This window comes from Pectobacterium sp. IFB5596 (assembly GCF_021432585.1).
Lineage (GTDB): Bacteria > Pseudomonadota > Gammaproteobacteria > Enterobacterales > Enterobacteriaceae > Pectobacterium > Pectobacterium punjabense.
Genome location: NZ_LXFY01000013.1, coordinates 25,335 through 43,761 on the forward strand (window position 1 = coordinate 25,335; position 18,427 = coordinate 43,761).

Sequence of the window (18,427 nt, forward strand, 5' to 3'; positions counted from 1 at the left end):
GCCTGTAAGGCAATGTCTGAATGTAAATATGTAAATATGCAGAATGCAAAAATGCCCCGTCATACGTCGGCATGCGACGTATGACGGGGCATAGGATTTACCAGGTGTAAGCGACGCCAAGCCAGAACTGACGGCCAGGTTTGTAGGTTACTACCGTCGTATTAATATTCGTCCTCTGCTGCGTTTCGACCACGTTATCCAGAACGTTCAGCACATCCAGCGTGATATCCAGCGTCTGAGTTTTGTAGACCGGCTGAGAGTAAGAAAAACGCCAGTCATAGGAGATAAAATCGTCATATGTGGTAGAGATATATTCTTTCGCATCTCCGGTAAAGCCAGGTTCAGCGTTACAGGCAGGGCTACCACCAGGACACACCGTACTCAATGGTAGAGTAATATATCCTTTGTAACCGGAGGTATAGCCTACTCGCTGTCCCCAGTTGAGACGAATCGCTGGGAAATAAGTATCTACATTCAGGAAGGCCGTCCACGGGGTGTTGAAGTCCATCGCATCCATATCGCCTTTATACATCAGCTTATCATCAACAATCACCCGCTGCTCATCTGTGTTGTTATCATCGTAGTAAGCGATCGAATTAGATTTATTTTTCGCAATACCAGCGCCCAGTTTCCAATTCACTTCTGCAAAGCTGAAACGGTGTGGACTGATGGGCTGCACTTCCAGAGACAGCGTATTTCCCTCTGTCCGACCAGCGTTATTCATCACGCGGTACTTTTCACCATCAGCAGCAGTAATTGTCTCACCACCAAACTGCTCTTTCCCCTGACGATTAACCCACTTCGCCGTCCACACGGTATCCATCACGCGCTGCGATAAACCCAGCGTCACTTCATCACTGTAAGGCGTTTTTAAATCAGAAACATCATAATTGCTACCTACTGTTCTTGCAGGGTTAGATACCCATGGCGCAGTAGATGACGTACGCCTTTGCACAACACTTGTACCAATACCCTGACGCATTTTATACGCTAGCATATTCGCGCCATAATAGCGGTTAGCTCCACCGAATACGCGTGTTGAGCGATCGCCGAAGACATCATAAGAGGCGGAAAAACGAGGGGCAACATTCAGATTTTCCAAGAAATCATCGTAGCTAACACGCACACCGGGAGTTACTTCCAGACGACCGTAGTTCATGCTATTTTGCAGATAGGCAGCATAGCTGTTGTAGCTGACTTGCACAGAACGGGCTGGGTAGAGTGTACGGTTGCCAGCAAACTGCTCACCGGAAATACACATTGAATCACCGGGTAAGCATACAACGTTGGGATTAACATAAGTGGCATTCGACCCAACACTGGCCAAGTAGGCATCTTGAGAACGGCGATACTGTGCACTCGCAAAATCAGCCTGCCAACCAAAATCAACCTGATGGGTCATCCCTAGTAAGAATTTAGGGTTAAGTTCGTAATCTTGCTTGAATGTGGTGGTATTTTTGTCTGTGGAAAATGTGCCATAACCACCAATCCGTGATACGGCTGATGCAGAGCGCCAATCCAGCGACGGTGAGATAAAACCTAATCGTGAGTTACTGTAGACCCAATGGATGAATTCATTCGCTTCATGCTCAATCTTATTTTGTTCAGACTGATAGCCCGCCAGACTGGTCATTTTCCCCCAGTTAGCGTTATGTTCCCATTCCATATTGAAGCGGTAGCCGCCGCCAGTATTGGTATACGCCCCGTTCTTTACATCTTTTTTGTAATACTTAGATTCGTGCGGAGAATACATGCCCGTCATACGGACAATATCGCCACTGTCCGTCAGATAGGTGCCTTTCAATAAATACGTTTCACTAATGCGTTCCTGATCTTCCCATTGAGCCAGATAGGGATGGCGATAGGGAATGTCTGACTGCTGACGGTTATAGGCAAAGATAAAACCGGCTTTCTCACTCAATGGCTGATTAAAACTGGCTGAATAGAACTGCTTCTTAAATTTGGGCTGATAGTACAAGTTAGCCGCGGAATAGAAGTCTTCGCTGATGTTAGAATCAACGTGGTAGCGGGTCCAACTGTCACGTGAGGTGCGGTAAGAAACCTTACCTGATGCCTTATCCAGTTTAGGGTCCATCAGTCTGGCATCCACCACGCCGCCGGTGAAATCACCGTACTTAGCGGACACGTTGCTGTCGAACACTTCCAACGATTCAATCAGCTCCGAGTTAATCCAGAACGACTGTGTGCCACCCGCGGGTAAATCTGTTGGGTTGTAGCCATCAGGATCGCCATCTAGCAGACCCTTATTGGCTCCTGGATTGATATTGCTATTATTCGATAACCCATCAATCATAAAGTTATTGTTGTAAAACTTCTCGCCGTGGAACGAGACGTTTTCCGGTGCCAGCTCACCCGGCGTATTGCTACTATTCGCCGTATTCGAGAACTGCACCGCGGGATTATTCTTCAATAACTCGCTTACCGAACCGTTGCCAGTAGGCATCTTTTTAATCTGCTCGGCATTAAGAATCTGTGTTCCCATCGACTGACTGGTCGGGGTTGAGCGAACTAAAATGGTATCTTCACTATTTTCCGAAGAGACATCGCTCTGCTGATCCTCTTCGGTTTCTGCATTTTTCTTTTGCTGATTTTCATCGGCAGAGGTGTCATTTTGCTGTGCAAGTGCAGGCCCTGATAATAATGACAGCAGCATCATTAAATAGACGTTCTTATTCATTTATTCAAAGTCCCCAATAAATCCAATTATTAAGAAATAAAATTATTGTTGTATGTACCGCATGTAATACTCACGACTAATCATCAACCTGAATATGGCCATTCAGTTTGAAAACGATGGAAACCACCTGATTATCAACCGGAGCCTCTGTCCTATAACGCCAACGCGCCATATCTTTCACTACGTCATCACCAAATACGCCATCTGGCGTTTCAGACAGAATCTGTACGTTAGTAACGGTACCGCTACCGGTAATATCGAACTTGACGCGCACTTTTCCTTCCACGCCCAGCGCTTTTGCCCGCGCGGGATAATTTACGCGGCGATGTAGCGCTTTGAAATTTTGGCTATTGCTCTTCCCTGCACCACGTGCCGCCTGACCGCTATCGCTTTCTCCTGCTTTGGCCGTCGCTGCACTGCCTGGCATACCAACAGAAGATGGCATTGGAGAAGGCGCATCACCGGTCTGGCTTGTGGCTATGGGAGACTCGCTCTTTTTCTCTGCCTGCTGATGCGTAGCCTGCTGTTGTTGTTTCGGTTTGTTCTCAGGCCTCTTTTCAGGCTGCGGCTTCTCACGCACTGGCGGCTTTTTTTCCGCAACGGGCGTAACGGGCTTGCGCTCAATGACAGGCTGTTTAATGACTGGGTTGGGGTGTTCTGGTAACGGCGTTAAAATCGGCATCACGACGGGAGTAGGTTGGGCAACGGGAGGGTCGGCTGCGGGTGGCGACGTATCAGCAGCCTGTGACATCGCGGCAGCCATCATCGTCACCTGCATGCTTCCGCCTGCGTTTCCCGCCATCTCTTCAATGCTTTCTTTCGGGGAAGTGTGCAATAAAAAGAAAATCACCAATGCCGCATGTGCCATGCAGGACAAAACAAAAAAGGCCAGAGAACGCCAGTTAGGCACATCAGAAGTTAACGTAGTCGTTGAAAAGGAATGAGCAAGAGAGCGAGGAGACAGCAATGCGCTGCCGCCAGTGCGATTCGCACCTAATAAGGCTCCCGGAAGATTTTCACTACTCACTATCCAACTCCATCTCTTGAACATCAACTTCCTGGTGTCAGTAGGGCAATCACAATCTTCCAGGCAATAAAGTGTAAGCACCAGCAAGACACGGAAAACAATGTCAATACAGATGACACAACATTAATAAATAATAATACAAATGAGAATCGTTTTACAAATGAAAACTGTTACCCACAAAGTCTAACAAATTACCTGCAATATCATTACAGTTCGAAGTAACACATTGAGGATGAATGAAAAAAGTGCGCTTACGGAGGCGCACTTTTTACTTAGAATGAGGATAAAGGAGGGCGAATAGCGATTTAGTATCAGTGAAAGAACGAATCAATATTCCCGATCTTCAATCAGGCGTTTTCCTAACGTGACGCTATCGACGATCTCATAGTCGAGTTTTTCATACATACCGATCACAGCGTCGTTATCTTCACGCACCATCAGGTGGATCTTCGGACAGCCGCGGGCAATGAGCTTTTTCTCCAGGCGGCTAATCAACGCGTTAGCAATGCCGCGCCCACGAAAATCAGGGTGTACGCCCAAATAGTATGCCGATCCACGGTGGCCGTCGTACCCGCCCATCACCGATGCTACGATTTCGCCGTTCACCTCTGCGACCAAAAACAGATCGGGATCGTGATTAAGCTTACGTTCGATGTCCATTTCAGGATCGTTCCACGGGCGCAGCAAATCGCAACGTTCCCAGAGGGTGATCACGGCTTCAAAGTCATCCTGCCTGAATATGCGGATTTCCATCACAGTCGCCATTTTTCAATAAGGTAAATCGTGATTATCGCGTGATTTTTATCAGACGCAATCGCAAATTGCGCGCCGCTATCAGGAATCACACAACAGGTGACCGGGGATCGATTTTATTGATGGTATACTGTCCGCCTTATTAGAGCGCCACCATCGCGATGGAAACGAGATATCCACTATGTCTGACATCAACGCAGTAAAACATTTTTTACTTAGCTTACAGAAAGATATCTGTCAGCAGCTTGCGGCGATCGATGGCGGAGCCGATTTCGCCGAAGACGAATGGCAACGTGCAGAAGGCGGCGGCGGATGTAGCCGCGTGCTGTCGGGCGGACGCCTATTTGAACGCGCTGGCGTAAATTTTTCCCACGTGGCTGGCACGTCGTTGCCGCCGTCGGCCAGCACGCATCGCCCTGAACTGGCGGGGCGTAGCTTTCAGGCGATGGGCGTGTCGCTGGTGATTCATCCGCTAAGCCCTTACATTCCCACCAGCCACGCCAATGTACGCCTGTTCGTCGCCGAGAAACCGGGAGAAGAGCCAGTTTGGTGGTTTGGCGGCGGGTTCGATCTCACGCCCTATTATGGTTTTAAAGAAGATGCCGTGCACTGGCACCAGACCGCTCACGACCTGTGCCAGCCGTTCGGTGATGATGTCTATCCGCGCTACAAAAAGTGGTGCGACGATTATTTCTTCCTCAAGCATCGTAACGAAGCGCGTGGCATCGGCGGGCTATTTTTTGACGATCTGAACGAGCCGGACTTTGCCACCAGCTTTGCTTTCATTCGCGCTGTCGGTAATGGATTTCTCGATGGTTACCTGCCCATCGTCGAGCGGCGTAAAGATCTGGCATGGGGAGAACGCGAGCGTGAATTTCAGCTCTACCGTCGTGGCCGCTATGTGGAATTCAACCTGATTTGGGATCGCGGTACGCTGTTTGGCCTGCAAAGCGGCGGACGCACTGAGTCCATTTTGATGTCTATGCCGCCGCTGGCACGCTGGGAGTACCAGCATCAACCTGAACCCGATAGCCCGGAAGCCCTGCTGTATCAAGATTTCTTGCCCGTCAGAGACTGGCTGGCAGAAAGTAATACACCTAACAAGGAAACATAAGTCATGCAGATTTGGGTCGATGCCGACGCCTGCCCTAACGTCATCAAAGAAGTGCTCTTTCGCGCGGCGGATCGCACACAAATGCAGGTCACGCTGGTCGCCAACCAGACCATAAAAGTGCCGCCATCGCGCTTTATTCGTACGCTGCGTGTTTCCGCAGGCTTTGACGTCGCCGACAATGAAATTGTACGCCGCGTTGAAACGGGCGATCTGGTGATCACCGCCGACATTCCACTGGCATCGGAAGTGATAGAAAAAGGCGGTATCGCATTAAACCCACGTGGCGAGCGCTATACGCCAGATACCATTCGGGAACGCCTGAACATGCGGGATTTTATGGATACCATGCGCGCCAGCGGGATACAGACTGGCGGCCCCAGCACCTTGAACCAGCGCGATCGTCAGCAGTTTGCGAATGAACTGGACAAGTGGTTGCAGCAGGTGCGGAAGCCATAGCCATCTGAGCGCCCACCATCCCGCCTCTTCTGCTTTAGCAGGCAAGGCGGGTAAGCGCATATGACTTAGCGATAAACGGGTAGCAGATCAAGGCTAGAAAGAATATGTATCAGCGCGGTGCCAATACCAAATAGCAGCACCAGCGCGATCATCGCATTACCACCCCGCACGCGGAACAGCGGACTACCGAAGCGGCGGCGCGATGCAAGCGCCAACAACGCGGGTGTAATCACTGCCCATACGGTGGCGGCTAACCCAGCAAACCCAATCGCGTAAATAAAACCGTTCGGATACAGCAGGCCGCCGATAATAGGCGGCAGAAAGGTCACCAACGCCGTTTTGGCTCTTCCCGTTCGGCTATCGTCAAATTTCAGCAAATCGGCCAGATAATCAAACAGCCCCAGCGTCACCCCAAGAAACGAACAGGCAACAGCAAAATTGGAAAAGACGGTGAGCAGCACATCCAGATAAGGGCTGTTCAACACCCCGCCTAGCGTCTGCACCAGAACGTCAATATTCCCACCCTGCTCAGCAATCCCGATAAAATCAGGACGGGCAATGTTTCCCATCGTACCAATCAGCCAGATGGCATACATCACCAGCGCCAGCACGCTGCCAATAAACAGGCAACGCTTGATTACCAGTGGCTTGTGGCCGTAATGTTTCACCAAACTGGGAACGTTGCCGTGAAAACCGAAAGAGGCCAGACAAAATGGTAACGTCATCAGCACATAGGGAAGATAGCTGGGGGCTTCTTCCGCAACATTGAGTAAAACCACAGGCTTGACGTTCCACAGCAGGCTACCGAACGTCATGAAAAAGGTCAGCACCTTCGCCGCCAAAAAAAATGCGGTCATGCGGCTCACCGCCGACGTACTCCACCAAACGGTAAACGCGACAAACAGCGCAAACAGGCAGCCGCCAAGGCGGGCGGAGAAGTCGAACGACATCTCAGCAAGCGTGTGATGGATAATGGAACCACTCGCCGAGATATAGGCGTAGGTCAGGATATAAAGGACAAAGGCAATTGATATGCCGTTAATGACATTCCAGCGCTTACCCAGCAGATCTTTGGTCAGCGTATCAAAGCTGGCACCGCTCTGATAATTCAGGTTCGCTTCCAGTATCATTAACCCCGAGTGATACATGCAAAACCAGGTAAACACCAACACGGCAAATGACCAGAAAAACCAAGCGCCCGACATCACTACTGGCAGGGAAAACATCCCCGCGCCGATAATCGTCCCTGCAATAATCATCGACCCGCCAAATAGCGAAGGAAGACGCTTTTCTGTACCGTTTTTTTCTACTGTATTTTCTTTCACTGCGCCTGTTGCCATAACCGATATTCGCTCGTTGGTTTTTATCGAATCTGAGGAAAATGCTCTCTATAGACGAGGCGGGATCATGGCATAAAACCAAAATTATTCCATTGATTTAACTTATACCTCGGTATGGAAAATCCATGTTTTGCTAAAAATGGCGTGTTATGTTGTAAGAGATTAAGGGAAACGCAATATTAGGATGATGGCATTATGCTGAAGGCAGTGAAATCTGTTTTATTCGATATTCTTTCGATGATACTGACATTTATTCTCTGTGTTTTTTCTACTGTTATCGTCGTCTCTCTATTCCCAGATAGCCTGCTATTCCCCGCCGGCGTTTTTGGCCTCATCGGCTCATATTGGCTAGGCGACCATCTGGTCGATAAACTGCGGTAAATAAAAAACCCAGCCAACAATAGACTGGGTTTGTCTGTATTAATGGTAATAAGTTACAGCGGTTTGGTCTGTGCTTCCACCACCGCCAGCGCCACCATATTCACAATCCGGCGTACCGAAGCAATCGGCGTCAGGATATGTACCGGTTTCGAGATCCCCATCAGTACTGGCCCAACCGTCACACCTTCTGAAGACGACACGCGCAGCAGGTTATAGCTGATACGCGCAGATTCCATGTTCGGCATGATCAGGATGTTAGCAGAACCTTTCAGCGGGCTGTCTGGCATCTGTTCGCGGCGGATCGCTTCCACCAGCGCAGCATCACCGTGCATCTCGCCGTCGATCTCCAACTCCGGCGCCAGCTTGTTGACCAGCGCCAGCGTTGCCCGCATTTTCTGCGCCGTCGGAGAATCCGAGGTGCCGAAGCTGGAGTGTGACAGCAGCGCCACTTTCGGTTCGATACCAAAACGACGTACGCTTTCTGCCGCCATCAGCGTGATTTCAGCTAACTGTTCCGGCGTCGGGTCTGCGTTGACGTAGGTATCGGCGATAAAGGTATTGCCGCTCGGCAGCATCAGCGCGTTCATCGCCCCCGCCGCATGTACACCTTCGCGGTAGCCGAACACCTTCTCGACGACATCAAAGTGCTCTTCATAGGTGCCAATCGTGCCACAAATCAGCGCATCCGCCTCGCCACGGTGAACCATGATCGAACCAATCAGCGTTGGGTTGCCGATCACCGCACGCTGCGCTTTTTCCTGCGACACGCCGCGACGTTTCATGAGTTCAAAATACTCGCTCCAGTAGGCTTTGAAGCGTGGATCGGATTCGTTATTAACCACTTCAAAATCTTTACCGATGGTCAGTTGCAGACCCAGCTTTTGCAAGCGCATTTCAATCACGCTTGGACGACCAATCAGAATCGGGAACGCCAGCCCCAGCGTGACCAGTTCCTGCGTGGCGTGCAGCACACGGGCATCTTCACCTTCGGCGAATACCACGCGCTTCGGCTGCTGACGCGCCTGTGCGAAGATCGGCTTCATAAACAGGTTAGTTTTGTAGACGAACTGGGTCAGTTTTTCGATATAGGCATCAAAATCTGCGATCGGGCGCGTTGCTACGCCGGAATCCATCGCCGCTTTCGCCACTGCTGGTGCGATCTTGATGATCAGACGCGGATCGAACGGTTTAGGAATCAGATAATCCGGGCCAAATGACAGTTCCTGATCGCCGTAGGCGGAGGCCACCACTTCGCTTTGCTCCGCCAGCGCCAGATCGGCAATCGCGTGCACGCAGGCCAGCTTCATCTCCTCGTTAATCGTAGTCGCACCGACATCCAGTGCGCCGCGGAAGATGAACGGGAAGCACAGCACGTTGTTCACCTGATTCGGGTAGTCTGAACGGCCGGTACAGATTATCGCATCCGGGCGCACTTCTTTCGCCAGCGGCGGCAGAATCTCCGGTTCTGGGTTTGCCAGCGCCATGATCAGCGGACGTGGTGCCATGGTTTTCACCATATCTGGCGTCAGTACGCCAGGGCCGGAACAGCCAAGGAAGATATCCGCGTCAGGGATCACATCAGCCAACTTGCGTGCGCCATTATCTTCAATCGCGTAAGCGGCCTTGGTTTCTTCCATATTTTCGTCACGACCGTGGAAAATCACGCCGCGCGAATCACATACCACAATATTGTGCTTCTGAAGACCCAGCACCACCAGCAGGTTCAGACAGGCGATAGACGCCGCGCCCGCACCGGACACCACCAAACGTACATCGGAAATTTTCTTTTCTACTACGCGCAAGCCATTCAGAACGGCGGCGGTACAGATGATTGCCGTGCCGTGCTGATCGTCGTGGAAAACGGGAATCTTCATGCGCTCGCGCAGTTTCTTCTCAATGTAGAAGCATTCCGGTGCTTTGATGTCTTCCAGATTGATACCGCCGAACGTCGGCTCCAGCGCAGCAATCACATCGATCAGCTTGTCTGGGTCTAACTCGTCGACTTCGATATCGAAAACATCAATGCCGGAGAATTTTTTAAACAGAACGCCTTTGCCTTCCATCACCGGTTTACCGGCCAGCGCGCCGATATTGCCGAGGCCCAGCACGGCCGTCCCGTTAGAGATCACCGCGACCAGATTACCGCGTGCGGTATATTTGTAGGCAGCCAGCGGATCTGCCGCAATTTCCAGACAGGGTGCCGCCACACCGGGAGAATATGCCAGTGCCAGATCGCGCTGCGTCGCCAGCGGTTTAGTCGGGGAAACCTGAATTTTGCCGGGGATCGGATACTGGTGGAAATCAAGGGCGCTTTGCTTTAGCTGTTCATCCATTTTATGTACCTTTTCGGTTTTGTTGTGTCTGTAGGGTAAAGAGTACCCAGTATATACCCGTCATACTTCAAGCTGCATGTACATTGGCTTCCCTTACTCACCTCAGTCACTTACCAGTGTAAGCTCCTGAGGATTCGCGCGGTTGCCGCCTTCCTGCAACTCGAATTATTTAGGGTATGTGTTTGCCAATGGCGAAACTACCGAGGATGGCAAAAACTGCGGGGGAATGTTGGTTAATATAGTTATTTTATTTGACGGTTTTTTGTTCAGAAACCAGATGAGCTACAGCGAAAAATCGCGTAGTGCAGGCACACGACGCGATGTAGGAAGGATAAAACGACGACTAGTGTCTGGCGGATATCAGGCTCAGCACCGTGCGAGCATTACTGGCGCTGGTGGCAATAACATCCACAATACCAGAACGCAGCGCAGCCAGAATCGCCGTCGCTTTGGTGTTTTCAGAAGCAATAGCAATCACGTAAGGGATCTTGCGAAGTTGATCGAGACTCAGGCCAATAACTCGGTCGTTCATCACCGTGTCGACAGGCCGCCCTTGAATATCCAGAAAGGCATATCCGGCGATATCACCAACAACGCCCTCATCCTGACGCGCCGTGATGATCTCTTGTGAGGTAAACCAGCCGAGTTGAACCATGAAGCTATTTTCGTTCATATCGCCTAACCCCACCAATGCAATATCCGCCTTGCTGGCACGTTCAAGCGTGTCATTGATCAGACGATTTTGCATAAAGGAAGATTTTAATGCCGGATTTTCGACATAAGCAGGTGCGTACAGCGTTTCGCTCGTGGCATTAAATTTCCGCGCCAGATGACGACTGATATGATCGGCATCAATCAATTCCCCATCACGCTGCGTGCCGCCGATACCGCAGATAAACTTGCAGTGCCGTTCGGGAAAAACGCCCACGTGACTGGCGACCGCCGCCACATTACGCCCCTGCCCAACTGCCACTGACATGCCATTTTTCAGGATGCTGGACAAGTAAGTGGACACCAGCGATGCCACCTGTTGGCGCTGTTCATCTTCATCATGGTGATCGATAGCAATCAGCGCACGCTTGATACCAAAGCTCTTAATAAATTGCTGCTCAAGTTGGGAGCTAAATACCGGATGATAGCGGACATTAATTTCAACAATCCCTTCCGCCCGCGCACGTTTCAACAAACGCCCGACCTTGATACGCGAGATGCCAAAACGGCTGGCGATCTCTTCCTGGGTCTGTTGATTTTCATAATACGCAACGGCTATTTCCGTCAGTAATTCACTGTCTGAATCAAATTCGCTCATGGCTCAACTCATTTTGGCTTCGCTTAGGGTCATACGTTCACCCTGTTCATTCAACAATGCCGAAACACTGCGCACCAGTTGGCAGAAATCATCCGCATTCCAGGCGGCTCTGCCGATAAATAACCCGTCAATATCTGCGCATTGAATAAGTTCACAGGTATTATGCGGATTCACACTTCCGCCGTACAGAAGCGTAATACAGGAAGCAATTTTTTCGCCATAAAGAGCAACCAACGCCTGGCGTAACGCAACGTGAATATCCTGTGCTTCCTGTGCAGAGGCTGGCGTTCCCCCTTCACCAATGGCCCAGATGGGTTCATAGGCGATGATGACGCGTGTCGCCTGTTCCGCATTTAAGCCTGCAAGCGCAATTTTCATTTGCCGAATGACCGTTTCTCTGGAAACACCCCACGCCTTCTCTTGTGCACTGTCACCCACGCAAACTAACGGGCGCAACTGATAGCGTAGCGCGGCCTGCACTTTTTTCTGAATATCCGCATCGTTTTCCGCGAAATATTGCCGCCGCTCGGAATGTCCCAGTTCGACAAGCGTCGCACCGCAATCAGAGACCATCGTCGGAGACACCTCTCCGGTCCACGCGCCGTTGTCAGCGTAATGCATGTTTTGTGCTCCTGTCAGGCAATTCACCTTGTGCGCGGACAGGTAATCGGTCACTTCCCTTATTAAGGTAAAAGGGGGAATCACAAAAGGCTGAATGAGTGCACCAGCAGCAGGGTTAAGCTGTTTGGATAGCACCGTACAGTAGTCGATCGCCTCCTGTCGGGTTTTATTCATTTTCCAACTCGTGCCTATCATCACTTTTTTCATGTCATCTCCTTCTTTCGCATCGTGGCTTTCGCTGTAGCGTAACAAAAGCCCCATCACCAAACTTATATTCACGCAACAAACAAATGTCCGATCACGAAAATGCATCAAAAAGAAAAAAATTGTGCTTAATGTGATCGAATTCAAAGCTATTTCTTCACCAGACCGTAAAATCCCATAAAACAAAAGTTCAATCAATGAACATATGAACAACCAAACCATTCCGGTTTACGATAAAAGGGGAAATTATGTCGACCGTAAAAAAACCCGTTGTAGCTCTGACTATCGGCGATCCAGCAGGGATCGGCCCTGAAATTTCGGTAGCGACCATGATGGATAAAGACGTGTATGAAGAGTGCCGTCCTTTCCTCATCGGTTCGGTCCCCATCATTCGCCGTGCGATGGCCATTAAGCACTGCGATTTTGCGCTCAACATCATCACCTCTCCTGCCGAAGCCAAATTCACCTGGGGTACGTTGGATGTGTTGGAAACGGGCGAATATGATTGCGATAGCATCGAATGGGGTAAGGTCCAACAGCTCGCTGGGAAGATGTCGCTTGATTACGTCATGAAATCCATTGAGTTAGGCATGGCGGGTGAGATTGATGTTGTGTCCACCGCCCCCATCCATAAAGAAGCGATAAAGCTCGCGGGCTGCAAATTACCGGGGCATACCGAAATTTATCAGGTTGAAACCGGTTCGGATTACGGCCTGACGATGTTCCATGTGCAAAAACTGCGGGTGTTTTTTGTCAGCCGCCATATCGCACTGAAAGAAGCCTGCGACTACGCAAACAAAGAGCGCGTTCTTGCTTGTGTACAGCAAATTCACCATGAATTCACCGCGCTGAATATTCAAAACCCGCGTATCGCCGTTGCCGCACTCAACCCACATGCCTCAGATAACGGCCTGTTCGGTCATGAAGAGAAAGACAACCTGATTCCTGCCGTCAAAGCCGCTCAGGAAATGGGTATCAACGCGATAGGTCCGATTCCAGCAGATTCCGTTTTCCATCTTGGAAAACAAGGACATTACGACGCCATTCTGTCGCTCTATCACGATCAGGGACATATCGCCTGCAAAACGCTCGATTTCGAGCGCTCCATCACCATCACTTTCGGCTTGCCGTTTATGCGCAGCTCGGTCGATCACGGCACCGCTTTCGACATTGCAGGCACAGGCAAGGCAGGTACGGTCAGCATGCTGGAATCGACGCTGGTTGCCGCACGTTACTGGAAAATGAAGCACTAATGCGAGTTTCAGGCCACCGATGGAGAACACACCATGACGCGATATTTGGAAATTATCAGAGGCGGTAAAGGCTGGGGCGGACCGCTACTCGTTAATGTCACACCAGGGAAAAAAATTGCCTACATTACCGGAGGAATCCGTCCTACCGTGGTAGACCGGTTAATGGAGCTCACTGGCTGGGAATCTGTGGATGTCTTCAAACACGGGGAACCCGATGAACAAGAGATCGGTTTAGTGGTCATCGACTGCGGCGGCACACTGCGCTGCGGTCTTTATCCCAAACGAGGGATTCCGACGATCAATCTCCACCCGACGGCAAAAACGGGGCCATTGGCAGAATACATTCGAGAGGATATCTATGTCTCGGATGTCACCCCCGCGGGTATTCGGCTACGGGCGGAGGGAAAACAAGGAGACAAACTGGGGATTGTCGCTGACGATCTCACTGGCGCAACGACGATCGGCGTCCTGCTCGCGCGCAGCGGCATGAAAACGGCCGCCTTTTTTAATACTACGTCGTTCGCGGACTGTGAATCAGACTGGCAGGCAATGGTGATCAGCAGCGATAGCCGCCCTCTGCCCAAAGCTGAAGCGAAAAACCGCGTGAGAAATGCGACGCAAGCCCTGTTGGAGCGCGGAGCGGTGTATTTCACTAAACGTGTCGATACCACACTGCGCGGCGGTATCGGCTACGAAATTGACGCCATGCTGGAAGTACTGCCGCAGGAGACAGTCGCGGTGGTCGTTCCCGCCATGCCGCAATCACGCCGCATCGTGGTCGGCGGTTACTCGGTCATTGATTCCGTCGCCCTGTCCTGTACCGATGTCGCCAAAGACGTTCGCACGCCAGTGACAGAAACCTTTGTTCCCGGGCTACTCAGTGAGCAAACGCATCATCAGGTGAAACACATCCCTCTGTCTTGCGTGTTAAAAGGCTATAACGCCATCAGTGATGCACTGGTTCAGCAACAGCGGGAAGGCGCTCGCGTCATTGTCGTGGATGCCATTTCACTGGCCGATGTGGAAAATATTGCTCGCGCGGTTACCAAGCTGAACTGGAATGTACTGGCTGTCGATCCCGGTCCTTTTACCGAGCGCTTGGCCTTTACCAGAGAAATGATCCGTGACGAGGAGCGTAAGGAGAAAGCGCTCATCCCTCAGGAACAACAGCAGGGTTCAATTATCGTCGTCGCAGGCAGCGCAACGCCGGTCACCAAAAAACAGCTTACCGCACTCATTGAAACTGACCCACGTGTTTGCCACATTCCGATTGATGCCGAACTCCTGATTGATAAAGAGCATTCGGCAGATATTGAAGTGGCGAGAGTGGTCAGGCAAGCGCTGGAGTGTGTGAAAACTCACGCGAATGCCATCTTCGTTTTTGAATCCGCATTAACCGGTCGTCTGCTCGATCTCAGCATGGAAGAGCAGCGTTTTGGGCTGGCGCACGGTCAAGCAGCGGAAAATATTAATCAGGGTCTGGGTAATATCGTAAAAACCGTACTGGATGCTGCGGCTTCTGAAATTAAAGGCCTGTATATGACAGGTGGAGATACCATGGTCAACGTACTTAAGCAGCTCGGTGCTAACGGTATCGAGATGGTGGATTACGTTATTCCTCAAACCGATCTGGTCAAAATCATTGGCGGTGATTACGAAGGATTAATTTGTGTCGGGAAAGGCGGTTTAACCGGTCCCGAAGATATTATTCACACCATTATTGATCATATTCACCGGGAAACAATGCAGTAGAAAAATAGAGAAATAAAAATCACGATAAACAATAAAACCGACGTATTGCATAGGTCTGATTCACAGGCCTGGATGTTGCTCTACCCTACACGAGAGAAACACCATGAGAAATATAAACATTCTTGAAAAAATGAATAAAGTCCCAGGAGGGCTGATCATTATCCCACTGCTCGCGGCGATATTGATGAATACCTTCGCTCCATCGCTATTACAAATAGGCGGCCCAACAACCGCATTATTTAAAGCGGGCTCCAGTGCAATGATGGGAATATTTCTTCTCATCTGCGGATCGTCAATTAATATTCGTCAAGCCGGGCTCCCACTCTATAAAGGCACCATGCTACTGATGCTGAAATTCTGTGCGGGTGCACTGGCAGTGTGGTTTATGGGCGCCTTTTTTGGTCCCGCTGGGTTCTTCGGTATTTCTACGCTGGCGTTTATTGCCTGTATCACCAGCTCAAACAGCTCATTGTACATTGCGTTGTGCAGTAACTACGGTGATGCCAGCGATGCGGGTGCCATCTCCGTTTTTTGTATTAAAGACGGCCCCTTCGTAACCATGGTGGTTCTCGGCGTCAGCGGTTTAGCCAACATTCCGTTTGCTGCCCTGCTTTCCATGCTCATCCCGCTAATCATTGGCATGATGTGGGGCAACCTTGATGAGAAATTCAAGCAACTCTGCGCGGCGGCTCAACCGCTGGTCATTATTATCATGTCGTTTGCCATTGGTGCCAATTCCAGTATGCACACCGTCTTTACTGCGGGCTTATCTGGCATTGTTCTGGGCATTATTTCCGCCATCACCGGGTTGGTTTTCTACTTCCTGTACAACTTATTCCTGAAACGAAAAACGGCGCTGGGTGCGGCATTGGGCACCACCGCCGCCAGTTCGGCATTGACGCCGGCCATGGTGGCGCAGGCCGATCCTAGCCTCCAGATTTTTGTCGATTCCGCTACGGCGCAATTAGCAACGGCGAGTATTATCACCATGCTCACCGCCCCCGTACTCGTTGCCTGGTTTGATAGTCGATTGAAGAAAAAAGGCATTATCCCCTCGGGCGAAGAAAATCATGCGCTACCGGCCGGGCAATCTCACTCACTCAATACACAGGCAGATAAGCCCAAATAAGGTAGAGAAAATGAGACGAATTATCTGGCAGGCGACAATAAGCACGGTGGGAGAAAATGCAGCATTATTTCTGGCAGAAAAACGTCTCATTCTTTTCAGCGATAACGCGCCTAAAGACATCAGAGATTATTGTATTACCCATCATGGTGGGGAGTTAATTCAGCCGCTTTCTGTTCAGCAAAAAATGGCGTTATTCGGCATCACTTATTCAATCAGTGCAATAGGTGATGTCGCTAGTCAGAATCTGAAAGAACTGGGACACATCACACTGTTATTTGATGGAGCAGAAAAAGCGGAATTACCCGGTACGGTTCACCTGACTGAGCTAATACCAACAACCTTGCCAGCACAGGGAAACATAACGATTTTCGAAGAGTAATCATTAGCGCTGAAATTAATCGCTCGTGTTTTCTGATAACCGATTTTTTTAAATTAAATAACATGTAAGGACTATCACCATGAAACCAATCGCTATTGGCGCAGATGATGCGGCCTGGAGTTTACGCGATACGCTTACCCGCTATCTGGATTCGCTTAATATTCCCTGGGTCGATTTTAGCAGCGATAAAAATCAGGATAACGCTATCTATCCCGACGTCGCACATACGGTAGCAATATCAATTAAAGAAGGGACGCACGAACGCGGGATTCTGCTGTGCGGCACGGGCATCGGCATGAGTATTGTGGCGAATAAGGTGACCGGGGTACGTGCGGCGCAGTGCCATGACACCTATTCCGCCCAGCGAGCCAGAAAAAGTAACAATGCACAGATCATCACGCTCGGTGCACGCGTTATCGGGCCGGAACTGGCGAAAGAGATCGTCGCAGCCTGGCTGGAATCGGAATTTGAAGGCGGTGGCTCCGCACCGAAGATTGAAAAAATCAGTTATTACGAACATCAGGAAAATACCCGTTAAGCGTGACAGCGGCCGGTAATCCATTCCGGTCCGCACAGGGCGAACGCCCCCTCTTCAGGTGCTTTTCCAATTACAGTAATCAGAAAAAGCGCATGTCATTCTGCTCTCCAGTGGTGCAGTGTGGCATAGCGCTGCGGACACCGTTCCGTCCATTGCTTTTTTTGATATGCCAAGGAGCTCACTCATGAACCAACTCGATGCCCTTAAACAGTTTACCGTGGTGGTCGCCGATAGCGGTGATATCGACTCTATTCGTCAATTTTCACCACAAGATGCCACCACGAACCCGTCCTTAATTCTGAAAGCCGCCACCCTGCCCCAATACCAGCCGCTGTTTGATGACGCGATTGCCTATGCGAACCAGCAAGGCGGCAGCCCGGAAACACGGCTCATCAACGCCAGCGACCGACTGGCGGTGAATATTGGCGCAGAAGTGCTGAAAAGCATTCCCGGCCGCATCTCCACCGAAGTGGATGCCCGCCTCTCGTTCGATCGCGGGATGTGCGTCGCCAAAGCCCGTAAACTGATTGGGATGTATCAGGAAAAAGACATTCCGCGCTCGCGCATTCTGATCAAACTCGCCGCCACCTGGGAAGGCATTCGCGCAGCAGAAGAACTGGAAAAAGAAGGAATTAACTGCAACCTGACGCTGCTGTTCTCATTCGCGCAAGCGCGTGCCTGTGCTGAAGCCGGTGTCTTCCTGATCTCCCCGTTTGTGGGTCGGATTTATGACTGGTATCAGGAAAAACAGCCCACCAGCCACTATCAGGCCGAAAGCGATCCCGGTGTGATCTCCGTACGCACTATCTATGACTATTACAAACGCCACCGCTACCAAACCGTCATCATGGGTGCCAGCTTCCGCAAAGTGGAACAGATTCTCGCCTTAGCGGGATGCGATCGCCTGACGATTTCCCCTGCGCTGCTGGAGCAGTTAAAAAACCGCGATGCCCCTATTGAGCGCCAACTGACGCCGTCAACCGAAGCGTTCCACCATCCTTCGCCGCTGTCTGAAGCCGAGTTCCGTTGGGAACACCATCAGGATGCGATGGCCGTCGATAAACTGGCGGAAGGCATTCGCCTGTTCGCTGCCGATCAACAAAAGCTGGAAGCGCTGCTGGCAGCCAAGCTGTAACTTTT

15 protein-coding genes are annotated in these 18,427 nt (G+C 50.7%); 8 read left to right on the top strand and 7 right to left on the bottom strand.

The genetic code is table 11. The features are described 5' to 3' along the window. Positions 1 to 97: 97 nt before the first annotated feature. From A6301_RS12475 to A6301_RS12485, 3 genes are all read right to left on the bottom strand, one after another. Positions 98 to 2,698: a TonB-dependent siderophore receptor gene (locus A6301_RS12475; RefSeq protein ID WP_234257912.1), complete on the bottom strand. Its 2,601-nt coding sequence runs from the start codon at positions 2,696 to 2,698 to the stop codon at positions 98 to 100. Positions 2,699 to 2,774: 76 nt separating this feature from the next. Further along, positions 2,775 to 3,725 (bottom strand): TonB family protein, encoded by a 951-nt coding sequence (locus tag A6301_RS12480; RefSeq protein WP_234257913.1) that lies wholly within the window; start codon positions 3,723 to 3,725, stop codon positions 2,775 to 2,777. A gap of 327 nt (positions 3,726 to 4,052) precedes the next feature. Then, positions 4,053 to 4,478: a GNAT family acetyltransferase gene (locus A6301_RS12485; protein ID WP_107170338.1), complete on the bottom strand. Its 426-nt coding sequence runs from the start codon at positions 4,476 to 4,478 to the stop codon at positions 4,053 to 4,055. 181 nt (positions 4,479 to 4,659) lie between these two features. Between A6301_RS12485 and hemF the strand changes: the two genes are divergently transcribed. Both hemF and A6301_RS12495 read left to right on the top strand, forming a co-directional pair. After that, positions 4,660 to 5,592: an oxygen-dependent coproporphyrinogen oxidase gene (gene hemF, locus A6301_RS12490; RefSeq protein WP_234257914.1), complete on the top strand. Its 933-nt coding sequence runs from the start codon at positions 4,660 to 4,662 to the stop codon at positions 5,590 to 5,592. 3 nt (positions 5,593 to 5,595) lie between these two features. Beyond that, the gene (locus A6301_RS12495; RefSeq protein ID WP_234257915.1) at positions 5,596 to 6,048 is read left to right on the top strand and encodes a YaiI/YqxD family protein; all 453 of its coding nucleotides are present in this window, start codon (positions 5,596 to 5,598) and stop codon (positions 6,046 to 6,048) included. 65 nt (positions 6,049 to 6,113) lie between these two features. Here A6301_RS12495 and mtr read toward each other — a convergent pair whose 3' ends face one another. The 4 genes from mtr to A6301_RS12515 form a co-directional block, all read right to left on the bottom strand. After that, positions 6,114 to 7,388, bottom strand: coding sequence for a tryptophan permease (gene mtr / locus A6301_RS12500; protein ID WP_205541204.1), 1,275 nt, complete (start codon positions 7,386 to 7,388; stop codon positions 6,114 to 6,116). A 434-nt stretch (positions 7,389 to 7,822) separates the two neighbouring features. Continuing rightward, positions 7,823 to 10,102, bottom strand: a complete 2,280-nt coding sequence (gene maeB / locus A6301_RS12505; RefSeq protein WP_234257916.1) for an NADP-dependent oxaloacetate-decarboxylating malate dehydrogenase — start codon at positions 10,100 to 10,102, stop codon at positions 7,823 to 7,825. 343 nt (positions 10,103 to 10,445) lie between these two features. Continuing rightward, entirely contained in the window at positions 10,446 to 11,411 is a 966-nt protein-coding gene (locus A6301_RS12510) for a sugar-binding transcriptional regulator (RefSeq protein ID WP_014698819.1), read from the bottom strand. A 3-nt stretch (positions 11,412 to 11,414) separates the two neighbouring features. After that, the gene (locus A6301_RS12515; protein WP_205541200.1) at positions 11,415 to 12,239 is read right to left on the bottom strand and encodes a triose-phosphate isomerase; all 825 of its coding nucleotides are present in this window, start codon (positions 12,237 to 12,239) and stop codon (positions 11,415 to 11,417) included. A gap of 245 nt (positions 12,240 to 12,484) precedes the next feature. Between A6301_RS12515 and pdxA the strand changes: the two genes are divergently transcribed. The 6 genes from pdxA to tal all read left to right on the top strand — a co-directional run bounded on the left by pdxA (position 12,485) and on the right by tal (position 18,422). Continuing rightward, a complete protein-coding gene (gene pdxA / locus A6301_RS12520; RefSeq protein WP_205541198.1) occupies positions 12,485 to 13,489 on the top strand; it encodes a 4-hydroxythreonine-4-phosphate dehydrogenase PdxA in 1,005 nt (334 codons plus the stop codon). Between the two features lie 33 nt (positions 13,490 to 13,522). Beyond that, positions 13,523 to 15,241: a four-carbon acid sugar kinase family protein gene (locus A6301_RS12525; RefSeq protein ID WP_234257917.1), complete on the top strand. Its 1,719-nt coding sequence runs from the start codon at positions 13,523 to 13,525 to the stop codon at positions 15,239 to 15,241. Between the two features lie 103 nt (positions 15,242 to 15,344). After that, positions 15,345 to 16,370 carry a 2-keto-3-deoxygluconate permease gene (locus A6301_RS12530; protein ID WP_234257918.1) on the top strand — a complete coding sequence of 342 codons (1,026 nt, stop codon included), beginning with the start codon at positions 15,345 to 15,347 and terminating at the stop codon, positions 16,368 to 16,370. Between the two features lie 10 nt (positions 16,371 to 16,380). Then, the gene (locus A6301_RS12535) at positions 16,381 to 16,749 is read left to right on the top strand and encodes a PTS glucitol/sorbitol transporter subunit IIA (protein ID WP_234257919.1); all 369 of its coding nucleotides are present in this window, start codon (positions 16,381 to 16,383) and stop codon (positions 16,747 to 16,749) included. A gap of 79 nt (positions 16,750 to 16,828) precedes the next feature. Beyond that, positions 16,829 to 17,287, top strand: coding sequence for an RpiB/LacA/LacB family sugar-phosphate isomerase (locus A6301_RS12540; RefSeq protein WP_137742293.1), 459 nt, complete (start codon positions 16,829 to 16,831; stop codon positions 17,285 to 17,287). Positions 17,288 to 17,471: 184 nt separating this feature from the next. Then, on the top strand, positions 17,472 to 18,422 hold the full coding sequence (gene tal, locus A6301_RS12545) for a transaldolase (RefSeq protein WP_234257920.1): 951 nt from the start codon (positions 17,472 to 17,474) through the stop codon (positions 18,420 to 18,422). Positions 18,423 to 18,427: the final 5 nt, after the last annotated feature.

Excerpts from the sequence above, each read along its gene's own strand:
- A6301_RS12475 (WP_234257912.1), bottom strand. The coding sequence starts at position 2,698 with ATGAATAAGAACGTCTATTTAATGATGCTGCTGTCATTATTATCAGGG.
- A6301_RS12485 (WP_107170338.1), bottom strand. The coding sequence starts at position 4,478 with ATGGAAATCCGCATATTCAGGCAGGATGACTTTGAAGCCGTGATCACC.
- hemF (WP_234257914.1), top strand. The coding sequence starts at position 4,660 with ATGTCTGACATCAACGCAGTAAAACATTTTTTACTTAGCTTACAGAAA.
- A6301_RS12495 (WP_234257915.1), top strand. The coding sequence starts at position 5,596 with ATGCAGATTTGGGTCGATGCCGACGCCTGCCCTAACGTCATCAAAGAA.
- mtr (WP_205541204.1), bottom strand. The coding sequence starts at position 7,388 with ATGGCAACAGGCGCAGTGAAAGAAAATACAGTAGAAAAAAACGGTACA.
- maeB (WP_234257916.1), bottom strand. The coding sequence starts at position 10,102 with ATGGATGAACAGCTAAAGCAAAGCGCCCTTGATTTCCACCAGTATCCG.
- A6301_RS12510 (WP_014698819.1), bottom strand. The coding sequence starts at position 11,411 with ATGAGCGAATTTGATTCAGACAGTGAATTACTGACGGAAATAGCCGTT.
- A6301_RS12515 (WP_205541200.1), bottom strand. The coding sequence starts at position 12,239 with ATGAAAAAAGTGATGATAGGCACGAGTTGGAAAATGAATAAAACCCGA.
- pdxA (WP_205541198.1), top strand. The coding sequence starts at position 12,485 with ATGTCGACCGTAAAAAAACCCGTTGTAGCTCTGACTATCGGCGATCCA.
- A6301_RS12525 (WP_234257917.1), top strand. The coding sequence starts at position 13,523 with ATGACGCGATATTTGGAAATTATCAGAGGCGGTAAAGGCTGGGGCGGA.
- A6301_RS12530 (WP_234257918.1), top strand. The coding sequence starts at position 15,345 with ATGAGAAATATAAACATTCTTGAAAAAATGAATAAAGTCCCAGGAGGG.
- A6301_RS12535 (WP_234257919.1), top strand. The coding sequence starts at position 16,381 with ATGAGACGAATTATCTGGCAGGCGACAATAAGCACGGTGGGAGAAAAT.
- A6301_RS12540 (WP_137742293.1), top strand. The coding sequence starts at position 16,829 with ATGAAACCAATCGCTATTGGCGCAGATGATGCGGCCTGGAGTTTACGC.
- tal (WP_234257920.1), top strand. The coding sequence starts at position 17,472 with ATGAACCAACTCGATGCCCTTAAACAGTTTACCGTGGTGGTCGCCGAT.